This window comes from Fervidobacterium sp., assembly GCA_026419195.1.
Classification (GTDB): domain Bacteria; phylum Thermotogota; class Thermotogae; order Thermotogales; family Fervidobacteriaceae; genus Fervidobacterium.
On the sequence record JANZZV010000005.1, the window covers coordinates 74,696 to 96,795 of the forward strand.

22 protein-coding genes are annotated in these 22,100 nt (G+C 36.7%); 3 read left to right on the forward strand and 19 right to left on the reverse strand.

The window, feature by feature from the left end:
* Positions 1-61: 61 nt before the first annotated feature.
* Positions 62-1,765, forward strand: a complete 1,704-nt coding sequence (locus N2Z58_05205; protein MCX7654051.1) for an HD domain-containing protein — start codon at positions 62-64, stop codon at positions 1,763-1,765.
* A 118-nt stretch (positions 1,766-1,883) separates the two neighbouring features.
* On the opposite strand, the gene N2Z58_05210 is transcribed toward N2Z58_05205, so the two are convergent.
* From N2Z58_05210 to N2Z58_05300, 19 genes are all read right to left on the reverse strand, one after another.
* Positions 1,884-3,026, reverse strand: a complete 1,143-nt coding sequence (locus N2Z58_05210) for a hypothetical protein (GenBank protein ID MCX7654052.1) — start codon at positions 3,024-3,026, stop codon at positions 1,884-1,886.
* 160 nt (positions 3,027-3,186) lie between these two features.
* Entirely contained in the window at positions 3,187-4,986 is a 1,800-nt protein-coding gene (purL, locus tag N2Z58_05215) for a phosphoribosylformylglycinamidine synthase subunit PurL (protein ID MCX7654053.1), read from the reverse strand.
* The gene (gene purQ, locus N2Z58_05220) at positions 4,983-5,681 is read right to left on the reverse strand and encodes a phosphoribosylformylglycinamidine synthase subunit PurQ (protein ID MCX7654054.1); all 699 of its coding nucleotides are present in this window, start codon (positions 5,679-5,681) and stop codon (positions 4,983-4,985) included. Before purQ ends, purL begins: the two co-directional genes overlap by 4 nt.
* Complete coding sequence (purS, locus tag N2Z58_05225; protein ID MCX7654055.1) at positions 5,678-5,926, reverse strand: phosphoribosylformylglycinamidine synthase subunit PurS; 249 nt, start codon at positions 5,924-5,926, stop codon at positions 5,678-5,680. The genes purQ and purS overlap by 4 nt, the downstream gene beginning before the upstream one ends.
* The gene (locus N2Z58_05230; GenBank protein ID MCX7654056.1) at positions 5,905-6,600 is read right to left on the reverse strand and encodes a phosphoribosylaminoimidazolesuccinocarboxamide synthase; all 696 of its coding nucleotides are present in this window, start codon (positions 6,598-6,600) and stop codon (positions 5,905-5,907) included. The genes purS and N2Z58_05230 overlap by 22 nt, the downstream gene beginning before the upstream one ends.
* A 19-nt stretch (positions 6,601-6,619) precedes the next feature.
* Entirely contained in the window at positions 6,620-7,153 is a 534-nt protein-coding gene (gene purE, locus N2Z58_05235; protein ID MCX7654057.1) for a 5-(carboxyamino)imidazole ribonucleotide mutase, read from the reverse strand.
* Between the two features lie 12 nt (positions 7,154-7,165).
* The gene (locus N2Z58_05240; protein MCX7654058.1) at positions 7,166-8,344 is read right to left on the reverse strand and encodes a 5-(carboxyamino)imidazole ribonucleotide synthase; all 1,179 of its coding nucleotides are present in this window, start codon (positions 8,342-8,344) and stop codon (positions 7,166-7,168) included.
* Between the two features lie 43 nt (positions 8,345-8,387).
* Positions 8,388-9,635 carry an NCS2 family nucleobase:cation symporter gene (locus N2Z58_05245; GenBank protein ID MCX7654059.1) on the reverse strand — a complete coding sequence of 416 codons (1,248 nt, stop codon included), beginning with the start codon at positions 9,633-9,635 and terminating at the stop codon, positions 8,388-8,390.
* 127 nt (positions 9,636-9,762) lie between these two features.
* Positions 9,763-10,539 carry an ABC transporter ATP-binding protein gene (locus N2Z58_05250; protein ID MCX7654060.1) on the reverse strand — a complete coding sequence of 259 codons (777 nt, stop codon included), beginning with the start codon at positions 10,537-10,539 and terminating at the stop codon, positions 9,763-9,765.
* Between the two features lie 48 nt (positions 10,540-10,587).
* Positions 10,588-11,214, reverse strand: a complete 627-nt coding sequence (locus tag N2Z58_05255; protein ID MCX7654061.1) for a transglycosylase SLT domain-containing protein — start codon at positions 11,212-11,214, stop codon at positions 10,588-10,590.
* 38 nt (positions 11,215-11,252) lie between these two features.
* On the reverse strand, positions 11,253-11,615 hold the full coding sequence (locus tag N2Z58_05260; protein MCX7654062.1) for a divergent PAP2 family protein: 363 nt from the start codon (positions 11,613-11,615) through the stop codon (positions 11,253-11,255).
* A gap of 37 nt (positions 11,616-11,652) precedes the next feature.
* The gene (locus tag N2Z58_05265) at positions 11,653-12,078 is read right to left on the reverse strand and encodes an ATP-binding protein (GenBank protein ID MCX7654063.1); all 426 of its coding nucleotides are present in this window, start codon (positions 12,076-12,078) and stop codon (positions 11,653-11,655) included.
* A 46-nt stretch (positions 12,079-12,124) separates the two neighbouring features.
* Positions 12,125-12,892 carry a DUF4940 domain-containing protein gene (locus N2Z58_05270; protein MCX7654064.1) on the reverse strand — a complete coding sequence of 256 codons (768 nt, stop codon included), beginning with the start codon at positions 12,890-12,892 and terminating at the stop codon, positions 12,125-12,127.
* Entirely contained in the window at positions 12,893-13,489 is a 597-nt protein-coding gene (locus tag N2Z58_05275; GenBank protein ID MCX7654065.1) for an epoxyqueuosine reductase QueH, read from the reverse strand. It abuts the gene before it with no gap.
* Positions 13,490-13,494: 5 nt separating this feature from the next.
* Positions 13,495-13,944: a D-aminoacyl-tRNA deacylase gene (gene dtd, locus N2Z58_05280; protein MCX7654066.1), complete on the reverse strand. Its 450-nt coding sequence runs from the start codon at positions 13,942-13,944 to the stop codon at positions 13,495-13,497.
* Complete coding sequence (locus N2Z58_05285) at positions 13,944-16,133, reverse strand: bifunctional (p)ppGpp synthetase/guanosine-3',5'-bis(diphosphate) 3'-pyrophosphohydrolase (protein ID MCX7654067.1); 2,190 nt, start codon at positions 16,131-16,133, stop codon at positions 13,944-13,946. The genes dtd and N2Z58_05285 overlap by 1 nt, the downstream gene beginning before the upstream one ends.
* Before the next feature lie 32 nt (positions 16,134-16,165).
* Positions 16,166-17,005, reverse strand: coding sequence for a tyrosine-type recombinase/integrase (locus N2Z58_05290; protein MCX7654068.1), 840 nt, complete (start codon positions 17,003-17,005; stop codon positions 16,166-16,168).
* Between the two features lie 26 nt (positions 17,006-17,031).
* Positions 17,032-17,760 (reverse strand): ribonuclease III, encoded by a 729-nt coding sequence (gene rnc, locus N2Z58_05295; GenBank protein ID MCX7654069.1) that lies wholly within the window; start codon positions 17,758-17,760, stop codon positions 17,032-17,034.
* Positions 17,643-18,707 carry a 7-cyano-7-deazaguanine synthase gene (locus N2Z58_05300; GenBank protein MCX7654070.1) on the reverse strand — a complete coding sequence of 355 codons (1,065 nt, stop codon included), beginning with the start codon at positions 18,705-18,707 and terminating at the stop codon, positions 17,643-17,645. The genes rnc and N2Z58_05300 overlap by 118 nt, the downstream gene beginning before the upstream one ends.
* Positions 18,708-18,913: 206 nt before the next feature.
* On the opposite strand from N2Z58_05300, the gene N2Z58_05305 reads away from it, so the two are divergent.
* Together N2Z58_05305 and N2Z58_05310 are read left to right on the forward strand one after the other, a co-directional pair.
* Positions 18,914-20,572: a formate--tetrahydrofolate ligase gene (locus N2Z58_05305; GenBank protein MCX7654071.1), complete on the forward strand. Its 1,659-nt coding sequence runs from the start codon at positions 18,914-18,916 to the stop codon at positions 20,570-20,572.
* Between the two features lie 220 nt (positions 20,573-20,792).
* Complete coding sequence (locus N2Z58_05310) at positions 20,793-22,076, forward strand: Glu/Leu/Phe/Val dehydrogenase (protein MCX7654072.1); 1,284 nt, start codon at positions 20,793-20,795, stop codon at positions 22,074-22,076.
* Positions 22,077-22,100 lie beyond the last annotated feature (24 nt).

The window sequence follows — 22,100 nt, forward strand, 5'->3', positions numbered from 1 at the left end:
TTTCTTAGCAAGGGACTATTAGAGCTTGTTATAATCAATTTTTCCAAAAGTAGGTGTAGATATGAAATTCAGAAACGTCCTTATGAAGAGATTTATGCTTGTAGTCATAATAACTGTTGTTGCTGTGACAATAGTTTACACTTCTACGGCGTTTCATATGTTTAGATATTATAGTCAACAAATCAAGAAAAATTACGAATATGCCGCTAGAGAAGTGGAAAAACTTTCTGCAGACTTCGTATCTAGGCTTGATGCGTCGTTAATAATAGCACTCGATGAGTTAGTTCGTGAGATTTCATTTAAACCCGATGATGCAATAAGTATGATTAGCAAATTCTGTAAAAGTCGCTCTTTTAATAATAGTAATCGTTGTAGCCTAAAAAAGACGAGCATCGATCAGATTCCGAACTGGATAAGTGGCAGATTAAACGATGTTGTGGATTATTTTGTGGCAAAAAGGTTAACAAGAAATGGATTCATACAAGATATATACATTAAAATTTTTGAAGATTGCTATGTTTTACACTTTAACGAGAGAACAGATTATCAATTATTTGAGAAAATATTGGAATTTGTCAAGGTATTCGAAGTTTCGGATCTGAGGTTATATACACTTGATCTTGTTGAAGTTTTTTCTTTGAGTAAGACGAAAGATGATATTCTAAACAAAGAAGTTTTAAGATCAATTCTTCAAAAATCAATGCGAGAAGGAAGACATCAAATTTTACATAGTGGAACAAAGGTTTATTATTCGGGCCTGTTATTTCTTGAAAATGAGAAAACTTCTATAGCACCCATTTTAATCGTTGCCAAGTTCAATATTAGTAATTTGATCTACCCAATTTTCAGCGGGTTTGTGTTTGTAATCGTCTTGACGTTATTCGTTTTGTTTATAGTTTCTCTGGTTTCAAGAAGATTCGCTTACGAGTTGTCAGCACCCTTCAGTGCACTTGCTGAAAGTATGAAACGTTCATCTCAAATGAAAGAATTTGTCGACGATACGTTGCCAAATTCCAAAATAGACGAGATAAACACCTTAGTATCGGAATACCAAACCTTAAGGTCCGAACTATCAGCCACTATGGAAGAACTAAAGGCTACGAATGAGGATTTAGAAGAGTCTTACAAAGTGCTTGAACAGCTCTCAAATGAACTTGAAGATACCTATCTTTCTTTCGCAAGGCAACTTGCCGTAATTGCCGAAAATTATGATGAAGAAACAGGAAATCACATAGAACGAGTCGGTGAGTTATCAGCTTTTTTAGCTGAAAAATTAGGATTACAAGCCGAGTTGGTCTATAAGATAAGATTATTTGCACCTTTGCATGATATCGGTAAGATACTTATCCCAAAGGAGATACTAAACAAACCGTCAAAGCTTTCAAAGGAAGAGTTTGAAACAATGAAAAATCATACTATCTATGGTGGAAAGATATTAGGCGACAAAAGGTATTTCGATGTAGCAAGGAATATAGCACTGTATCATCATGAAAAATACGACGGTTCAGGATATCCATTTGGTCTGAAAGGTGAAGAAATACCTATTGAGGCTCGAATAGTTGCTATCGTAGATGTCTACGATGCGTTGCGATCACAGCGACCTTACAAAAGGGCGTTAACACATGAAGAAGCTTTGGAAATAATAACAAAAGGGGACGGTATAACCCGTCCCGAACATTTTGATCCAAGATTGCTGAGTATTTTCATAAATAACAGTGAACACATAAAAATCCTATGGAATGAAATAAATTATGCTACCTCATAAAATGCCTCTCAAAAAGATAAATCAAAATTATCCTCAAATTTTTCAAATACCTCGATTATTACCAACAATATGAAAACATACCAAAGACACGTCCTACGCTTTTTCTTCCATGTTATGTTTATTTATTTCTTAATTCGTTGACAATAGTTTCGAGTAACGAAAGCCTGCCACCTATGCGTTTAAGTTCGTCGGCTAATTTTGCTACTGCATCGTAGAGTTTTATTATATCAATATCCTGAATTTTCGTCTTTTCTAAAACTTCTCCAAGTTTCTCCGAGATTGTGTTAACTTCGTTTTTAATCGGTACGATCATTTCTTCAACATCTTCGATAGAGACTTTTGAGTTTGCAACCTCGTATATCATGTTTGTATATTCTTCGAGAAGAGTGATCCTTGTGTCAAGGTTTTTGTCAATTTGCGAATTTAAGTTAGATCTGAGTTCTTCAAGTTTCCTCTCAATTTCTTCAACAACAGTTGAGTCTGCTTTGTAAGCAAGCACATCGTATATGTTCACTACATCTTGGTCGTGCAAATTTAATTTTAAGACAACTTCCTCCAGCTGAGTTTTCATTTCTTCTAAATCTTTGCTCTTTTCAGTAAGCAGATTTACCTGTTCTGAAAGTATTCCAAGCGTTTCGTATATTTTAAGTATGTCACTGTCGTGGATATCGAATGAGATTTTTAAATCTTGTATTTGATTTTCCACCTGTTCTTGGGATGACATGATTGGAAGTATTAGCTCTTCTTCAATCCGTTTAAGTGTTTGACGGATTTCAGGAATATCCCCAAGTGTCTCATATATTCTCAGTATGTCGCTGTCGTGAATATCTATCGTAACTTTTAACTCACCAACAATTTGCATGAGTTCATCCGAAAGATTAGAAATATCAGCCGAAAAATCGTTTTTCAGTCCTTCAATTACCAAATCTATGTACGAACTCGTTCTTTCATCAAGAAAGGTTATTTGGTCGGCAAGTGTCATGACCATGTTTCTTAACTCTTCAAATTCCTCGTACGGAACTCTGCTTTCTAAGGCATCATACACGAGATTCAAGTTCTCTTCTAATTCTTTCAGTTTTTTGTATGTTTCGATGTTTACGATTCCTAATGGCAACGTACTTGGAGAATCGATTGATAGATCTCGTGAATCTGCAATCTCACAGCCACATTCTTCGTTGTGAACATGTTCACTTTCAGCAAACAATACTGTGAACGCAAGAAAAACCAACAATAACGCTAATAATCTTTTCAAACTTTTCATACTCAGTTTCCCCCCTTCGAAGTTGTGGTAGATGTTCAAGAAATCTGCAAATTTCTATGTTGATTATACAACAAAAATTACAAAAAATTGCAACATGATTTTGAAAAAAATATCCTGACTTTGGAGTCAGGATATTTTTGCTTTAATTAAAATGTAAAAATCAATATATATGTCCTATTTTCTCTTTCGGGAGATCTGTCTGAGGTTCGCCAAAAACAAGGATCAATTGATGAACAGGTTCATGTTTTGGCGTTCTGATTCTTGGATTGAAGCCAATTTTTCTCAATATGGTTTCAAAAGTGATTCTTCTTGAATAATCATGCATACTGAGCACAAAGCATTTTTGGTTGACGATCTTTTCTATTTCACTCCAAAGTTTCTTTTCACGTTCCATTTGAAAGTCTTTAAACCCCACAGCGTACACAGGTCCTTTCTTAGGTTTGTTTATGAGTTGTGTCTCAACTTTTCCAACCATCCCAACTACCAGTGTTGGTGGTATACCTTTACCTTTGTAAGTATTGTAAAGTGAAGCGTTACCGGATGCAACTGGTACATCTGAAAATTCACACGCATCTTTTAATCCCCTCATTTGGGCAGCAAGTCCTAAGGGATCGATATCTGGATCTGCGTAGTTTATGCCATCAGTGATAGCGATAGGCTTAGCACCAACAGAAAGTGTCTTTCTAACACTTTCAAGTACCGTTATATAAGCTCCCCAATAAGGACTTTGTAAACCAATATCTGCCCTACTGTGAATAGATAAAGAATATGCAACCGAGTTTTTCACTCTCATTACGGCTGGTCCAAATCCCGGGGGTAAAATGGTATCTGTACCAACCATATAGTCGTATCTTTCAAAAACTTGGTTTGCATCAACATCTAAAAACCTTATCCATTTGAATTTTGGTATGCTGGATGGTTCGTAATCAAATGTAGGTTCTTCTGGCGATTCTTCTATTAGTTTGGCTGGGACGTTTAGTACAGCTTCATCTTTGTAAAGTGCGATGTATCTTCCATCACTTGTAACCTCAGCCACCACATCTCCATACAGCAAATGCTTCCTAACTATTCGTAAAATTTCATCGACTTTCTCAGGCGATGTAACAACTGCCATTCTTTCCTGACTTTCACTTATTAAAATTTCAACAGGATGCATATCTGGTTCCCTAAGAGGTACTTTATCAAGATGAACGATTGCTCCAAGGTTACCCCGCGCAACTAGTTCACTGGTGGCGGACAGTACACCTCCTGCCCCAAGATCCTGTGCTCCTTCGACCAAACCTTTGTCTATCATTTCAAGAAATGCTTCTATTAGGTTCTTTTCTGCAAATGGATCTCCCACTTGAATTGACAATTTTGTTGCTTTTTCACCTGTTAAATCTTCAGATGCGAAAGATGCACCGTGTATTCCATCGCGTCCTGTAGCACCACCAAATATGATAATAACTTGACCGGGTCGGGAAGCTTTTGAGGGAATTAAATTCTCATGTTTTCCTACACCCACTGCCATTACGTTAACAAGAGGATTATGCTTATAGTAATTGGATATTCTCAGCTCACCACCTACGGTGGGGACTCCAATAGAGTTACCGTAATCAGCTATACCTTCTATTATCCCATCAATAATTTTATGCATGTGTAGCGAGTCAAGAATCGCCGTAGGACGCGCTCCCATGGCAAGCACGTCTCTTATGATTCCACCGACTCCTGTAGCTGCACCATTAAATGGTTCTATAGCACTTGGATGATTGTGACTTTCTACTTTGAAGGCAAGGAAATGATAGTCATCTAAAGTTACTACTCCGGCATTACCTCCGGTACCAATTTTTGGTAACTGCCTTATGTATCCTTTGGTATGCGAATAGCCACAGTGTTCACTCCACATTACAGTAAAGGCTTCTATTTCCGCCTTCGTTGCCTTTCTTCCAAGTTTTGATTCCAATATTTGAAGGTACTTCATACTTTTGCACCTTCTTTTTCTTGAAACATCGCTAGCTTTTTAGTTTTTATATAATTAAAAACACTTAAAAAAATCCTCAGACCATCATCTGAACCAAGAATTTTTTCAATTGCCCTCTCTGGATGTGGCATTAATCCTAAAATATTCTTTGCATGGTTCGTTATTCCTGCGATAAGGTCTTCTGAACCATTAACATCTTCTGTGTATTTTAAAACTGGTATGGTACCATTGACTTTGACATACCTTCCAAAGCCATGAGCAATTGGTAATCTGATGATCTCACCTTTTTGAAAATATGTTGTAAATGGCGTTGTGTTATCGACAATTTCAAGCTCAACAATTTTACAAATAAAATGCCCACATGCGTTCTGAAGTAACGCACCGGTTAATAATCCCATTTCAACAAGGATTTGGAAGCCGTTACATATTCCGATAACAAACCCTCCAGAGTTAACAAAATCTTTTATTTTATAAGCTATTGGTTCTCTTGCTGCCACAGCCCCTACTCTCAAATAATCACCATACGAAAAACCTCCAGGTAATACTAAAAGATCAGCATTAATGTCTTGGTATATATCTATGAGTTCGGCATCAAAACCTACATATTTCAACGCCCACAGCGCATCCCTATCGCAGTTACTTCCAGGGTAGACAACTACTTGTGCTTTTGGTACGTTTGGTGTGGGAATATTCATATTTCTTTCACCTCAAATGTTTCAGTAACCGTGTTAACAAGTAACTTTTCGCAAGCTTTCTCTACTTGCCGTAGTGCTTCTTCTTTCGTTTCTGCATCTATTTCCAAGTGTATGGATTTGCCAAGACGCAGATTCTTCACTGGTATGTCGTATTCCTCGTTTAAGACCCTCTTAATAGTTTCACCTCTTGGATCACGCACATGACTCTTGTATTGGATATCAATCATAAATCGATAGATTGGCATAGTCTTAACACCACCTCGTATTTTTCTAATGGATTACCTAAATCTCTTCTGTATATATCTTTGTCAAATATCTCTCCTGATTTTCTCAATCTCATCGTATCTGGTGAGATTTCATCACCTAGGCATACTTTACCTTCAGCATCTATCCCAAATTCAAATTTCATGTCCCACAATTCAAGACCATTTTTTTCAAAAAATTCTTTCAAATATCTTCCCGCTTCCCTAGCTTGTAATATTATATTTTCTGCAATTTCCCTTGTTACTATTCCAAGAACCTCCAGATGTTCTATACACATAAGTGGATCGTGTAGTGTGTCACTTTTGTAAGTAAACTCGACAAGTGGAGATGATAACTCTTCACCTTCAACTCCACCATACCTTCGCACAAAAGAACCAGCTTTTTTAAACCTAACTATCACCTCAAGTGGAAACATTTTCAGCTTTCTTGCCCTTATTTTGTTGGGTGGTATGTACTCTATAAACATTGTATAGATGCCTTTATAGTTCAAGTATTTCATCAATCTTGCTGTAATTTGCGAACATATAAAACCTTTATTATAAAGTACATCATGTTTGGCCCCATCCCCAGCAGTTATGTCATCTTTAAAATGCAATATAACTTCTGTGCCAAGATCTTCTACTTTCTTTGTCTTCCCTTCAGAGATTATGTTCATGATTGTCACCTCGTATGTACTAAAATTGTTCTTGCTGGCAGTATTTTTCGTAACCAATCTCTTCAAGTTTCAACGCTTTATCAATCACTTCGTTTCTAAGTTTTTCTTTATACTTTCTTAGCTTATCTCTTAGTTCCTTATACTTCAAAGACAGCATCTGAACGGCTAGCAAACCCGCATTTTGCGCGTTATTTATCGCAACAGTTGCAACAGGTACACCCTTTGGCATTTGTACAATCGAAAGCAAAGAATCCAAACCATCAAGTGAAGAACCTTTCACAGGAACACCTATCACCGGGAGAACGGAAATAGAAGCAACCATACCAGGTAAATGTGCAGCACCACCAGCTCCAGCGATAATTACTTCTATTCCTCTTTGCTCTGCAGATTTTGCATATTCATACATCCTTTCTGGTGTTCTGTGCGCTGAAACAATTGTGATTTCGTAAGGTACGCCAAAGTGTTCCAAAACTTCCGCCGCTTGCTTCATAACTTTTAAATCAGAATCACTTCCCATTATTATTCCAACTAAAGGTACTGATAAGTTGCTCATAATTTCCCTCCATCATTTGGATATAACTCTTACCCTTGATTTTAAGTAAATGGCTTTTTGAATTGCCTTTTCAATGTCTTTATCCAAAATCGTTATGTGGCCCATCTTTCTTCTTGGTGAGGTATAGCTTTTTCCATAAAAGTGAAAATAGGCTCCGTCTGTGCAAAACACATCTTCCAAATTTTCAACGACTGGTCTTCCACTGTATCCTTCTTCACCAAGCAGGTTAATCATAACTGCTGGAGTGTGTTGGTATGTACTACCAAGCGGAAGGTCAGATATAGCCCTTATGTGCTGCTCAAATTGGCTCGTGTAACATGCCTCTATTGTGTGATGCCCAGAATTGTGAACACGAGGCGCAATCTCGTTGATTAATATCTCCTCATTAGATGTGATAAACATCTCCACAGCAAAAATACCAACACCATTTAAACTTCTCACAACTTCCACCGCAATTTCTTTTGCAATTCTTGCTAAATTATCACTTATCCTTGCTGGACTGATAAGCATATCTAAAATATTCCCAGATTCTGAGAATAACATCTCCACAGGCTCATAAACTTTTATGTTATCGTTCTTATCCCTTGCTAACAATATCGAGATTTCTTTTGATATTTCGACATACTGTTCGATATAAGATTCCGAACGTATGATTTTATCCAGGTCATCTTCATTTTTTAAAATAAAAACACCCCTACCATCGTACCCGCCCCTTTTAGCTTTTTGGACAAAAGGGAAGGTTATTTTATGTCTCTCAATAGCTTCTATTCTTTTTTGCTTGTTGTTATAGTGCGTCAGGTCTAATTCGTGGATTTTGGTTGTTGGAAATTTATTTGATATGAGATATTTCTTTTGGCGTAGTTTATCGTTTATTATTTCAAGTATATAAGGTGAGGGTTGGATATTGTAACCTTTATCATAAAGTTCTTTCAAAAATTCAGTGTTTGTGTGCTCAATTTCGTATGTAACAACATCAGATTTTTCGACTAGTTTGCTCAATGCTTGTTCATCGTATAAACTCCCAACTATTAGTTCATCGCACAAAGTCGAAATAGGACAATCGGGGCTTGGGTCAAGTGCTATTATCCTAAAGCCCATACGTTTAGCTTCAAGTGCCATCATTTTCCCCAATTGTCCACCACCGATAAAACCTAAGGTCTTAAACGGATACAAATGCCTTGAAATACTCATCTACAATCCCCCACGGCTTTATGCGTAAGTTTTTTCATCTGTCTCACTTTTCCAAATTCTCAGGTATAACTAAATTTGCTATAATTCCAACTATAGCAGCAAGTGCCATTCCTTTCAATTCTATACCACCTATCTTTATACTCGCGCCACCTATACCAAGTGTTAAGATAAGTGCAGCTATTATTAAGTTTCGCGATTTTGAAAAGTCAACTTTTGCTTCAACTAAAGTTCTAACACCGATAGAAGCTATCATTCCAAACAAGATCAAGCTAACTCCACCTATGACAGCTGTGGGAATTGTCTGCAATAAAGAACCGAATTTCGATAGAAAAGCAACTAATGTTGCTAAAACTGCCGCTCCTCTTAGTATTGATGGATCATATACCTTAGTTATGGCAAGTACTCCTGTGTTTTCACTGTAAGTTGTATTTGCAGGACCACCAATCATTGCGGCAACCATTGTTGCCAAACCATCACCTAACAATGTTCTATGCGCACCTGGTTTCTCGAAGAAATTTTTCCCAACAACTGCACCGTTTGTTGTTATGTCACCAATATGCTCCATTACAGTTACAAAAGCAACAGGTGCAATTAAGCTTACCGCAGTCCAATCGAACTTTGGTAATACAAACTTCGGAATGGAAATCCAGGGAGAATTCAAAATAGGTGAGTAGTCTACAATTCCAGAAAGCATGGAAGTTATATATCCAACAAAAACGCCTGTTAAAACAGGAATTAGTGAGAAAAATCCTCTAAAAATCGTAGCTGAAGCGATTACAGTTATTATGACAACCATCGCTATGGGCCAATTTGATGATGCCATATTTACCGCAACAGGCGATAACCCTAAACCTATCACCATTATCATTGGACCAGTAACCACGGGCGGGAAGAGCTTTTTTATAACACTTGCCCCCACAAGTTTGACAATGAGTGCAAATAGTAGGTAAACAGTTCCAGCTACGACTATTCCACCAAGCGAATAACGGATGTCTCCATACTTTTCATTGACTAATATTATCGGAGCTATGAATGCAAAGCTTGAACCCAAAAAAACTGGAACAATTCCACCAGTTGTAAAATGGAAAAGTAAAGTACCAATTCCTGCGGTAAAGAGTGCTACAAGCGGATCTAGACCTGTTAGAAGGGGAACTAACACAGTTGCACCAAACATTGCCACAAAATGCTGAAGCGATAAGATGAGCTTTTTAGAGGTGGGAAGTTCAGTTACGTTACTAACACCTTTTGATGAATCCAACGGAGAAACACCAATAACTTCCGATTTTTCCATAATACTTCCTCCTTTCTCGCCTCACTGGGCGAATTTAAAGGCTGTATCCAGCTATATCGTACCACAAAATTTGACAAAAAGTCAACTTTAAAATTGTGCAACTTATGTTACAAAATGATGGGTAACTTTAGATAATCACTACCGGATAATCATCATCTGGATGCCTTATTATTTTGACATTTATGTTGTAAATCTCTTTTATAACATCTTCCCTTATAATTTGTCTCGGTGTTCCTTTTTCTTGGATCTTTCCATCCTTCATTATAGCTATATAATCGCAATATTTGGCTGCAAGGGTTATGTCATGAAAAGTACCGACGACTGTCTTCCCCATTAAAGTTAGTGATTTAAGATACCCCATTACTTTTAGTGCCTGACCAATATCAAGATGGTTTGTTAGTTCATCTGCCACTATAATTGGTGTGTTTTGGTACACTGCTCTGGCTATCAATGTTCTTCTTTGCTGACCACCACTAAGAGTTGAAAAAAGCCGCTTTTTGTAATCAAGTAAATCTACTATTTTTAACGCGTTATCAACCTCACTTGGATCAATGTCGCTATCAAAGAAACTCTTTGTCCTTGCAATAGCCCCCATTTCAACAATTTCCTCAACTGTAAAATCGTACACAGGATTAAAATCTTGTGCGATGTATGCTATGTTTTTGGCAATTTTTTTATGCGACAAGTTTTGAATATTTTCACCGTTTATGAAAATAGCACCACTATGGGGTTTTAAAAATTTTAAAACGAGTGACAAAAGTGTTGTCTTTCCTGATCCATTTGGTCCGATTATGCCAAAAAATGTACCTTTCTCTATTGACAGAGTTATATTTTCAAGAGAAAAATTATTTCCGTAAGAAAACGATAGATCCTTTATACTAATTATTGGAATCAAATTTATCATCCCTTCGTCAGTGTCTTAAACTTTCTGTTTGTACCGTCTAAGAAGAATTCATTGCGATGAAGTTGAGGTATCGTTTTTCAATAAACCGAAATAACTTTGATTGTTGTTCTGATTTCCAAAGACTTCTTGTTTGTATCTCAATTCTTCCTCATTCAGACTTTTGTAATATTCGTATTGTTTCATCACCATCTGTGCATATGTTGTCTTGTTTTTGCCGTTGTTGTACAACTCAAGAGCTTTTGTTAACGAACCAGTTTTTTTATAAAGGTATGATAGATACGCTGTACCGTAAGTTATGTTAAGTTTATAATCTGTGAGTAGTAAATCCCAGTTTTCTGGCACTTTTAGATTCAAAAGTTTTGCAATATTTTTTGCAGTCGAGGGAAGAATCTGCATCATTCCAAGAACACCGCCAGGTCCCTTCACATTTGTGAAATTGCTTTCGATTGCTATAACCGTTGTTATAAAGATCGGGTCCATTTCGTATTTATTACTTATAGAATATATAGTCTCCCAGAGTTCTTCTATGAATTCTTGAGTTGTCTTTTCTTTTACCCCAGATCTTCTTTGTTTGACAACTGTGGAAAACCAATCTGGAACATCAGCAAACATGTGTGTTACATTTGTTATCAAAAAAATGAAAATTACTAATACCAATCTGTACTTTATGCTCAAACCTTATCCCCCTTTCTTATACTTTTATATCAACATAATCACTTAAAAATCCTCACTGTTAATACAGCAACGATCCAACCCAAAATAAATCCGTATATAACTTCCATCAGTGTATGCCCTTTATTTGGATCTACATTTCTCCTTAGTCCAACGGCATCAGCTGTAGTTATTGCTAAAAAAATGGCAGCAACAGCTGTGATTGGTGATTGAAACCCTGTCGTATAACCAACTGCCCAGGCTAAAGCGGAAGTAGTAGCCACGTGAGCACTTGGCATTCCACCATATCTTCCAAAAACTTTTACGTCTTTGTAAATTATAACTTTGATAAATTGGGCTCCAAGAAAACCAAAAAGCGCTGATAAAAAGCATACATTTTTCAACAACTCAACAAACCATTTCATGACAATACACTCCTAAATAAGGTAAGCAACCAAAGATTCAGTCTTCTTTTTTTGGTGGGATTAAGTACTTTTTCTTCAAGTAAAGTAAGTTACCTTCCTTAACATCTCTGAACTCCATGACGTCGAAAATACGCTGAATTATATAAACACCGAGTCCACCAGGTCTAATATCATCCAAATCTCTGGATTTAATTTTACTTGGATCAACCTTTGGACCAAAATCTTTGAGAAGTATCTCAATCGTATCCGGATTTACCCAACTAACCGTCATTACAATGTATTTAGGTTCGTTCTTGTACGTATGTTGAATGATATTAGCTATTGCTTCGTTGATAGCTAATTCGGTATCGAATATATCTTTATCGAAAACGCCTCTAAATGTCAAAAATGTATGTAAAACAGCTCTTGCTATTTTTATGTTTTCAACCAATCCAACGAATGAAAGTGTTAATGTTTGTTCCAAAAAGATCGCCTCCCAGTACTCTGTTGATATCAATTTAACTACAATTTTAGATAAACTCTTCAAATTCAAGCTGTGACAAACTCTGGTCTGATTTGGCAACGCATATACCAAGAGTTATCTTTTCTATGTTCCTAACTGGGTCAAAATAAGTTGTTCTTCTAAATTCGTTTAATTTTCTAACCACGTTTGGAAAATACTTATCATCGATTTCAGAAAACAAAAAATATTTCAGAAAATTCTCCCATTCCTTGAGTTCCAAGTCTTTTTCTAATGCCAACTTTGGCAACTGTTCGTAATCACCTGTTCCAAACCATTTAAGCACCAACAAAGCCTGCCTTAAACCCTCTTCAGGTGTCTGTACTACAGATGATAAACAATACCCATCCCTGGGTTTTATTTTGACACTACTTGGTACTATGTGTATATCCTGGTCGTGGTAGTTAACAACACCAAAAGTTATATTAGAAAGCGAATACCTTGAAAATTCTTTTTCTTCAACATTGTTATATTTTACCACAAGTATTCTGAATTTTTTCAAATCTGTTTTGAAATGCAATGAGAGCTTTTTTATTTCCTCAGGATAAACAAAATTTTCCATTAACAATTTTCGCAAATAGCTATCAAGAGTCTGATTAAAAACTTCTTCTTCATTATTTATTTCAACAAGGAGGGTTAATTCACCAAAAGAATAAGGTAAAATAAGATACTTTTCGCCATTGTAATCGTACTCAACTCTAACTTTCGACATCATCGCAATTTTTCCATAAATCTGCTTTTCTGGTTCCATATCTTCGATTTGAAAGTATACCTTCATCTACAGCACCTCAGTAGTCTTAGAATTGGAGAAGTTAAGGTTATCACGTGAGAATTTTAAAGAATAAACACATCCACAATAATTTTGTCTGTAAATTCCAAGTTGCTTTATAAGTCTTTGTGCATCGTTGTAAAGAAAGCTTTTTCTATAAACGTTTGGTAGATAAACAACACCACTGCTTTTTCCAAGCTCAAGACCTATTTTGTTTATAATTTCTACAGATTTTTTTGGAGAAGCTGTTAAACTAGTCGACAAAGATTTGTAATCAAACTTTTTTGCCACTTCAAAGCTTTTTTGTAGTCTGATTTTTACACATATTTCGCATCTTTTACCAAGTTCTGGATCGTTTTCAAAACCTCTCGTTTCTTTGAAAAAGATTTCCGGTTCATATGAAGCATCAAGTACATTCATGTTAAAAAGCTTTGCAACTTTCAAGACTTCAATATATCTTTTCTCATACTCGTCCTTAGGATGTATGTTGGGATTGTAGAAAAATACGTCGCCACGTGCCCCTGATAAGTATGATATCACAAGATCTGGTGCGCAACATACATGCAACAAATGACAGTTTTTATGTGTTTGATGAATGATATACATGATATTTAAAACACCTTCTTAGAATCGATAAGCAAGGTTACCGGTCCGTTGTTATGTATCTCAACTTCCATATGTTCTCCAAAAATCCCGGTCTGAACAAATACACCATAGCTTGCCACCAACTCAATAAATTTTTCGTACAATTGCTGTGCGATCAACGGGCTGGCACTATCCGTGTAAGATGGTCTTCTACCCTTTCTACAGTCACCGTAAAGGGTGAACTGAGAAATTATAAGCGCTTCACCATTAACATCTAGTAAAGATAGATTCATCTTTCCATTTTCATCATCAAAAATACGCAAATTAACAATCTTTTCCGCCATGTATTTTGCGTCGTCTATATCGTCATCTTTTCCAACACCAAGTAGAATAACTATACCTTTGTTTATTTTACCTACGATTACATTATCGACTGATACACTTGCCTTTGTAACACGTTGAACAACAGCTCTCACTAAGAACGCACCACCTTTCTAACACCTGGAGCCGTTTTGAAGAAGCCTATTATATTTTCTAGCTCCTCAAGTGACTTTACATTTACGTTTAGCGATATTATAACATAATCGTCTGATATGCTCTCAAATTTGAAATTTCTTATCTCTATTTTCTTATCCATCGCTCTTGAGAGTAAATCAGGTACACGTTCTTTTTTATCGAGTTCCATTTTCACAAGCACACCGAATTGTGCAGTGATATCGGGGCGCCAAATAGCTGGAAATTTTCTGTCATTTCCAAGATTTGATATATTTACACAACCGGCACGATGAATAACCAGTCCTCTTTTACTTGCTACACCAACTATTCTATCTCCAGGTATTGGATTGCAGCATTTGGCAAATACAGTTTCCAAACCATCGACTCCGTCAACAAGGACTAAAGTCCCCGTTGATTTTTTCTTTCTTGTCTCTATCTTTTTCTTTTGTTGTTCTTTGTAACCGAGAATAGCCATTAGATCTTCTTGTGTTATAGTCTTGTCTCCAAGCCGAGTTATGAATTCTTCTTCATCTATTTGATGAAGCACCTGATATTTTTTCAATTCTGGTCTTTCAAGCAGTTCTTCTATCGATACGTTAATTCTCTTGGCAACTCTGCGTAGTACATCTTTTCCACGCTCAATCAACTGCTCTCTTTCTTTTTCTTTGAAGAATCGTTTTATCTTCGCCTTTGTTCGTGGACTTTTTGCATATCTTAGCCAGTCAAGGCTTGGTCCTGGAGATGATTTGTTTACGATTATTTCAACGACATCACCATTGTTTAATTGATAATCTATAGGTACTATTCTTCCATTAACCTTAGCACCCGCGTAATGATGACCAACTTCTGTATGAACAGCGTATGCAAAATCAATAGGTGTGGCACCGTAAGGCAAGTGTATTATCTCACCTTTCGGAGTTAACACAAAAACTTCAGACATCTGGAGTTCTTTTTTCAAGTCATCTAAGCTTGCATAACCTTGCGCTAATTCCTTCCTCCATTCAGCAAGTCTAAGGATCCATTTTTGTTTTATATCTACAGTTTCTTCACCTTCTTTGTACACCCAGTGCGCTATTAAGCCGTATTCTGCTTCTTCATGCATTTGATAGTCTCTTATTTGTACTTCAAGAGGTTCACCAAACTGCGTTATCACCGTTGTATGTATGGAACGATAACCGTTGGATTTTGGAGCAGCTATGTAATCTTTAAATCGACCTGGTAATGGTACCCAAAGATTATGCACAATACCGATTGTTGTATAACAACTTGTCACGTCTTTTACAATAGCACGAAGCCCCATTAAATCAAAAAGTTCATTGAAATCTTTGCCTTTCTGCACCATCTTTTTCCAAATACTGTAATAGTGTTTATACCTCCCTTCAACTTTCGCATCTATGTTATGCTCCCTGAGGGAATTCAAAAGTTGTTCGATATAAACTTTCAACCTTTCTTCCCTTTCTACTCTTTTCTGAGCGATTAGCTGCTTTATTTTTTGATATTCTTCATAGTAAAGTACTTTGAAAGATAAGTCTTCAAGTTCTGATTTAATAACGTTAATACCAAGTTTATGTGCGATTGGAGCGTAAACTTCCAAAGTTTCCATAGCCTTGTACCTTTTCTTTTCAACATCATCAACAAAGTCTATTGTGCGCATGTTGTGTAACCTGTCTGCAAGTTTCACGAAAATGACCCTTATGTCTTCTGCCATTGCAAAAAGCATCTTTTGAATAGTCTCTAATTTTTTCCTTTGTTCTACATTTCCAACAGGTGCATTTATTTTGCTGACCTTTGTTACACCATCGACTATCAGTGCTATACTTTTTCCAAATCTCTTTTCTATCATTTCGTAAGTTACTTTACCGTTACTATCTTCTATTGCATCATGCAGTATAGCTGCAATTATGCTATCCATGTCAAGTTTCAACATTGCAACAATCTTTGCAACTTCAATAGGATGAACGATAAATGGTTCACCTGATTTTCTATACAAGCCTTCGTAGGCCATTTTAGCCATTTCTAAGGCTTGCTCGATTTTGTTCTTTTCGTCTTTGCTCACTTTTTTATCAAGTAGTCTTTCTAAATCTTTTACAAAATTTTCGCAATCTACACTAAAGTCTTCTTCTTCTGTCACTACTTTTTTATCTTCTGAATCTTTTAATCCGCCTTCCATATGGATACCTCTTTAATTTAATATTGTATTTTTTAAATAACCAATTTCTTAACGGCATCAAATTTTTCTTTATCAGCAACGTGTAAATATATGCTTGTGGTACTCAAATTTGCATGCCCTAAGAGTTCTTGAACGATTTTAACGTTTACGTTGTTCATTATCAAATGTGTTGCAAAAGAGTGTCTGAGTGTGTGAGGATGTATATGTTTTGTTATTCCAGCCCTCTTAGCAGCTCTCTTGACAATTCTAAAAACTGTTGATGGATGTACGGGTTTACCTTTGTTCTCTACAAAATAAATCTTGGGTTTATACGTATTTAAATATTTCTCAAGTAATGGAACGATTAACTCGTTGATTGGTACAAGTCTGTCTTTATTACCTTTACCCATCACAATTTTCAAATACGGTGGATAAAGTGAAATATCTTCAATTCTCAGATTACACAACTCACCAACACGTAGTCCACAAAAGTAAAGTAGTGAGATTATGGTCTTGTATTTTAGTTCTTTTACTTCATCGTAAGCATCCAACATTAACCTGACTTCCTCCATGGTAAGGAAGTTTGGAATTTTCTTTCTTAATCTCGGATGTCTTATTCTTTCCGTTGGATTTTCACCTATTAAACCGAGTAACTGTAAGTAATCATAAATAGTTTTTATCGAAGAAATATACCGAGAAATAGTGCTCTCTGTAACATTATCGCCTGTTATTTCACCTTTTGACAACGCTTTCACAAAATTCTCCACGTCGGATCTTGTGACATCCTTTGGAGCTTTTTGGACATACTCGAAGAATCGCTTTATATCTTTTAAATACGCCTTAACTGTGTTTTCGGAACTTCTTCTGACATGTACGAGGTAGTCTTCGTACATTCTAAGTAAAGTTTGTATATCGATACCTAATCACTCCCATTTGAACCTTCCGTATCTTCAACAAGCAGTTCATATGCCTTTTTAGCAGCATCTTTCTCGGCATCTTTTTTTGAATATCCACTTCCAGTTGATATCTTGCGTCCTTGTATATACAGCTCAACCGTAAACTTCCCATTCTCATCATTTTTAACGGTTCTGTATTCCGGCAGTTCTTTGTAACGCTCCTGGGTTATTTCTTGTAAAGCGGTTTTATAATCGAATATTCTCTGACCTGTCAAAAAGATCTCTATCGCCGTAGCAAAATTTCTACCAAAAACATTTATTACACTTTTAAGTCCGCCATCAAGGTAAATAGCGGCACATAAAGCCTCAAATGCATCTGCAAGAATACTGCTTCTTGATCTCCCACCCGTTTTTTCTTCACCTTTGCCAAGGAAGATGTACCTACCAAGCTGATATTCATTTGCTATTTCGGTAAGTACTTCTTCGCTGGCAACGGCTCCCTTAACTTTTGCCATATCTCCTTCCGTTGCTTCAGGATAGTTTCTGTAAAGCAAATCACAAACTACCAACTCTACAACAGCATCTCCAAGAAACTCCAGTCTTTCATTGTTTTTAATATTTCTACCAAGCTGATTCACTTCGTATGTGTAACTTGAGTGGCAGAGGGCATTGAACAAGAGCATGATATCTTTGAAACGATATCCGAGTTTTTCCTCAAATTCTCCAAGTATTCGTCTTTCTCTATCTCGTATGTCTTCCATTCACGCACCTCCACGACGTGAAATGTTCTAAGTTTATTGTTTCTTGATTCGTGCCATTCAACCTTGATCGGTACTGCGAATTCTGGTTTTAATTTTCCTTCGGTAATCCAAAATTTAGATTCTTCCACCCTATATATAGATGGATTAGCTACAATTGTCAAAAGAAGTGGCCTATCTGCAACTATGACCTCATCAATAACGCTAAGTTTTTCTATTTCTTTTGTTATTTCATACACTTCATTTCTGAATGGTCTTAAGTTAACTACCGCAATGTTCTTCGAAAGCGGACCAACTATCTTCACATTTGCAATCTCGTTATTTGATGGAAAATATCTTAGTAGAATCTCGTTTGCAAGAGCTGTTGCTTGTCCATGATACGATGGATTTGTCATTGGTTTAAGCAAATGTTTTAATTTGCATCCTTCTCTAAGTGCGTGTTCTCCTATTCTTCTTATTTTTACTCCAAATCTATCGAGTATATTTCTAATCTCATCTTTTTCCAAATCGCCGAGTGGTGCGTACATTCCATTAAATATCCTTAAGCCAGTTTTACCCCATGTGTCCGACGAATTTGAACCAGTTACGACCAAACGTCCATTTGCATATTCAAGTACGCTTTTCATCTTAATTTCCTTTGTACACATATTGCAAGAAGGACCGTACTTCCAAATTTTCTCTTGACCTAAGTTGGTAACAAATGTCAATTTAAAACCGTATTGTTCAGCAAATTCAGAAACTATCTTAATGCTGTTTTCATACGTGTACGGGCCATAGACAACATGAACCAGTTCCACATTTTCTTTACCTACTGCTTCTGCACAAAGCAAAGCTGCTGCAGTGCTATCCATACCTCCGGAAAAGGCAACAACAAAACTTTGGTTGCACTGAGAAAAAGTATCTTGAATATCTTTGATTATTGATTCAACATTCTTGTACATTTTCTCGTACCTCCAAGATCAGCTCTCTCAATGGTCTTAAAATTGCTTTTTTGCCGATTATTATACATATTTTACCATGACTTTGGCTGAAATTGAACATATATTACCTCTTGTGATATCTATCGCACTTGGAAAAAATTTCTACATTGTCGTTAGTTTTGAAAAGATCAAGTATCATGATAAACTTGTGACTGGGGGTGATAAACATGTTGTCAGATATCGAAATTGCCAAAAGTGCTAAATTGAAAGATATAACAGAAATAACACGCTATTTGGGAATTCCTGACGATATGATAAAACTGCATGGAAGATATATAGCAAAAGTAGACCACAAGTATTTAAAAACCTTGCAAGATAGACAGGATGGTAAACTTATCCTTGTAACCGCGATAACTCCAACACCTGCTGGTGAAGGAAAGACCACAACAAGTATAGGACTTTCAATGGCTTTAAACAAGATTGGCAAGCGATCTATAGTTACAATAAGGGAACCTTCACTTGGACCTGTCTTTGGGGTTAAAGGAGGAGCTGCTGGCGGAGGTTATTCACAAGTTTTACCAATGGAAGATATAAACTTGCATTTCACGGGTGATATTCATGCAGTTACAGCTGCGCACAATTTGATTTCAGCAATGATAGATGCTCATATAAATCATGGTAATGAGCTTGGAATAGACATAAGAAAGGTTTATTGGAAGCGTGCTATGGACATGAATGACAGGGCATTAAGAGAAATAGTTATAGCCCTAGGCGGTAGCGCAAATGGTTTCCCACGTGAAGATGGATTTATCATCACAGCAGCTTCTGAAATCATGGCAGCGTTATGCCTTGCAAAAGACTTACAAGATCTGAAAAGCAGAATAGGAGAGATCATAATTGCTCAATCAAATAGCGGATTAGTAAGAGTAAAAGATCTACACATTCAAGGTGCTGTTACAGCATTGTTGAAAGACGCAATAAATCCTAATTTAGTACAAACAATCGAAAACACGCCAGCATTTGTACACGGTGGTCCGTTTGCAAACATTGCTCATGGTACAAACAGTATTGTAGCAACAAAACTTGCCCTTAAACTTGCAGACTATGTGGTAACTGAAGCGGGTTTCGCAGCGGATCTTGGCGCCCAAAAATTCCTTGATTTCGTTGCACCAGTAGGCAATATCTTTGTTGATGCCGTAGTTATCGTCGCTTCAATCAGAGCTCTCAAGTATCATGGAGGTGTATCAAAAGATGATCTAACAAAAGAAAACACAGAAGCAGTACTGAGAGGAATGGATAATTTGAAAGTTCACATTGAGAATATGAAAAAATATGGTTTGCCTGTAGTTGTTGCACTTAATAAATTCTCATCGGATACGAAGTCAGAGATAGACGCTGTGTTGAGTAATTGTCCGGTGAAATGCGTAATAAACGAAGCTTACTCAAAAGGCTCAGAGGGTGCAATAGATCTCGCACAAGCTGTCGTTGAAATCGTTCAATCCACACCAAGCCAGTACAAACCACTTGTGAGCTTAGACTTACCAGTTGAACAAAAAGTAGAGATGATAGCAAAAGAAATTTACAGGGCCGGAAAAGTTATATACACAGACGTTGCAAAATCAAAGTTGTCTGTATTAAAAAAGAATGGATTTGGCAACTATCCAGTTATAATAGCCAAAACGCAAAACAGTATCTCAGATGATCCAAAGAAAATAAATGCACCATCCAATTACGAATTCACCATTCGTGATTTCCAAATTAGCGCTGGTGCTGGATTTGTTGTAGCTTTAGCTGGAGAGATAATGCTAATGCCAGGTTTGCCGAAAATACCAGCTGCTGTAAATATAGATATCGACGAAAATGGTGAAATCAAAGGATTATTCTGATGTTTAAATAAATAACGACAGATAATCGAAAATGCATACATGAAGATATCTAAACATATATGAGAAAAAAGAAGATTTTAACTATTTTCCTCAGAAAATGTGATACACTTCACAATAATTATAGTTGCTCATGGCGACTGCATAAAAGATAATAGAAATGTACTTATCCAAAAAGCTGCAGGCCGAACCTGCAACAAAAAAGTCAAGGAGGGTGCAAGAAATGAAACTAAGTACTATGGGAAACCTCAAACCGTTTGGTCCGTTGTATGAAAATGCTCAAAAACAGTTTTTGAAAGCAGCTGAATTGATGGACCTTGATCCAAACATCGGTAACTTTTTACTTTGGCCCCAGAGGATATTAGAAGTTCACTTCCCAGTCGTAATGGATGATGGTAGAGTTGAAATATTTGAAGGTTTTAGAGTACAACATAATACAGCAAGAGGACCTGCAAAAGGTGGAATCAGGTATCATCCTGACACAAATCTTGATGAAGTTGCCTCACTTGCTTTTTGGATGACTTGGAAATGTGCTGTTATGAACCTTCCATATGGTGGGGGTAAAGGTGGTGTCAAGGTCGATGTGACCAAGCTTTCAGAGAAAGAGCTTGAAAGACTCAGCAGAAGGTACTTTTCTGAAATTCAAATATTAGTTGGTCCACAGAAAGATATTCCAGCTCCAGATGTAAATACAAACGCTAAGATCATGGCATGGTATATGGACACATACAGCATGAACGTTGGTTATACCGCACTTGGTGTTGTAACTGGTAAGCCACTCGACTTAGGTGGTTCGGAAGGTAGACCAGAAGCAACAGGTAGAGGAGTGGCAATAACAGCCAATGAAGCTTGTAAAGTACTTGGAAAAGACATCTCTAAAACAACTGTAGCTATCCAAGGTTTTGGTAATGTTGGTTCTTACAGTGCGAAAATACTCAGCGAAGAATTTGGTGCGAAGATAGTCGCAGTAAGTGACGTAAGTGGTGGCATATACAACGAAAACGGTCTTGATATTAACGATCTAATTGCATACAGAGATTCAAATAAAGGTATAATTAAGGGTTATCCAAAAGGAAAACCTATTTCAAACGAAGAATTACTCGAATTAGATGTTGATATACTTGTTCCGGCAGCTTTGGAAAATGCAATAACTGAGAAGAACGCTAACAATATCAGAGCAAAGATAATAGTTGAAGGTGCAAATGGACCAACAACACCAGAAGCCGAAGAAGTACTCATTAAGAAAGGTATTCTTGTAGTGCCAGATATTCTTGCAAACGCCGGTGGTGTTACCGTGTCTTACTTTGAATGGGTACAAGACCTGCAAACGTTCTTCTGGGATATAGACGATATTAGAAAGAAATTAACAAAGATGATGGTCAATGCTTTCGGAGAAGTTTACAAGACAAAAGAAAAATACAACACGGACATGAGAACCGCCGCATACATCGTTGCAATCAACAGAGTAGCAAACGCTGTAAAAGAAAGAGGATATTATCCAATGTAATACAAAAACTTGAAGATAAAGGTT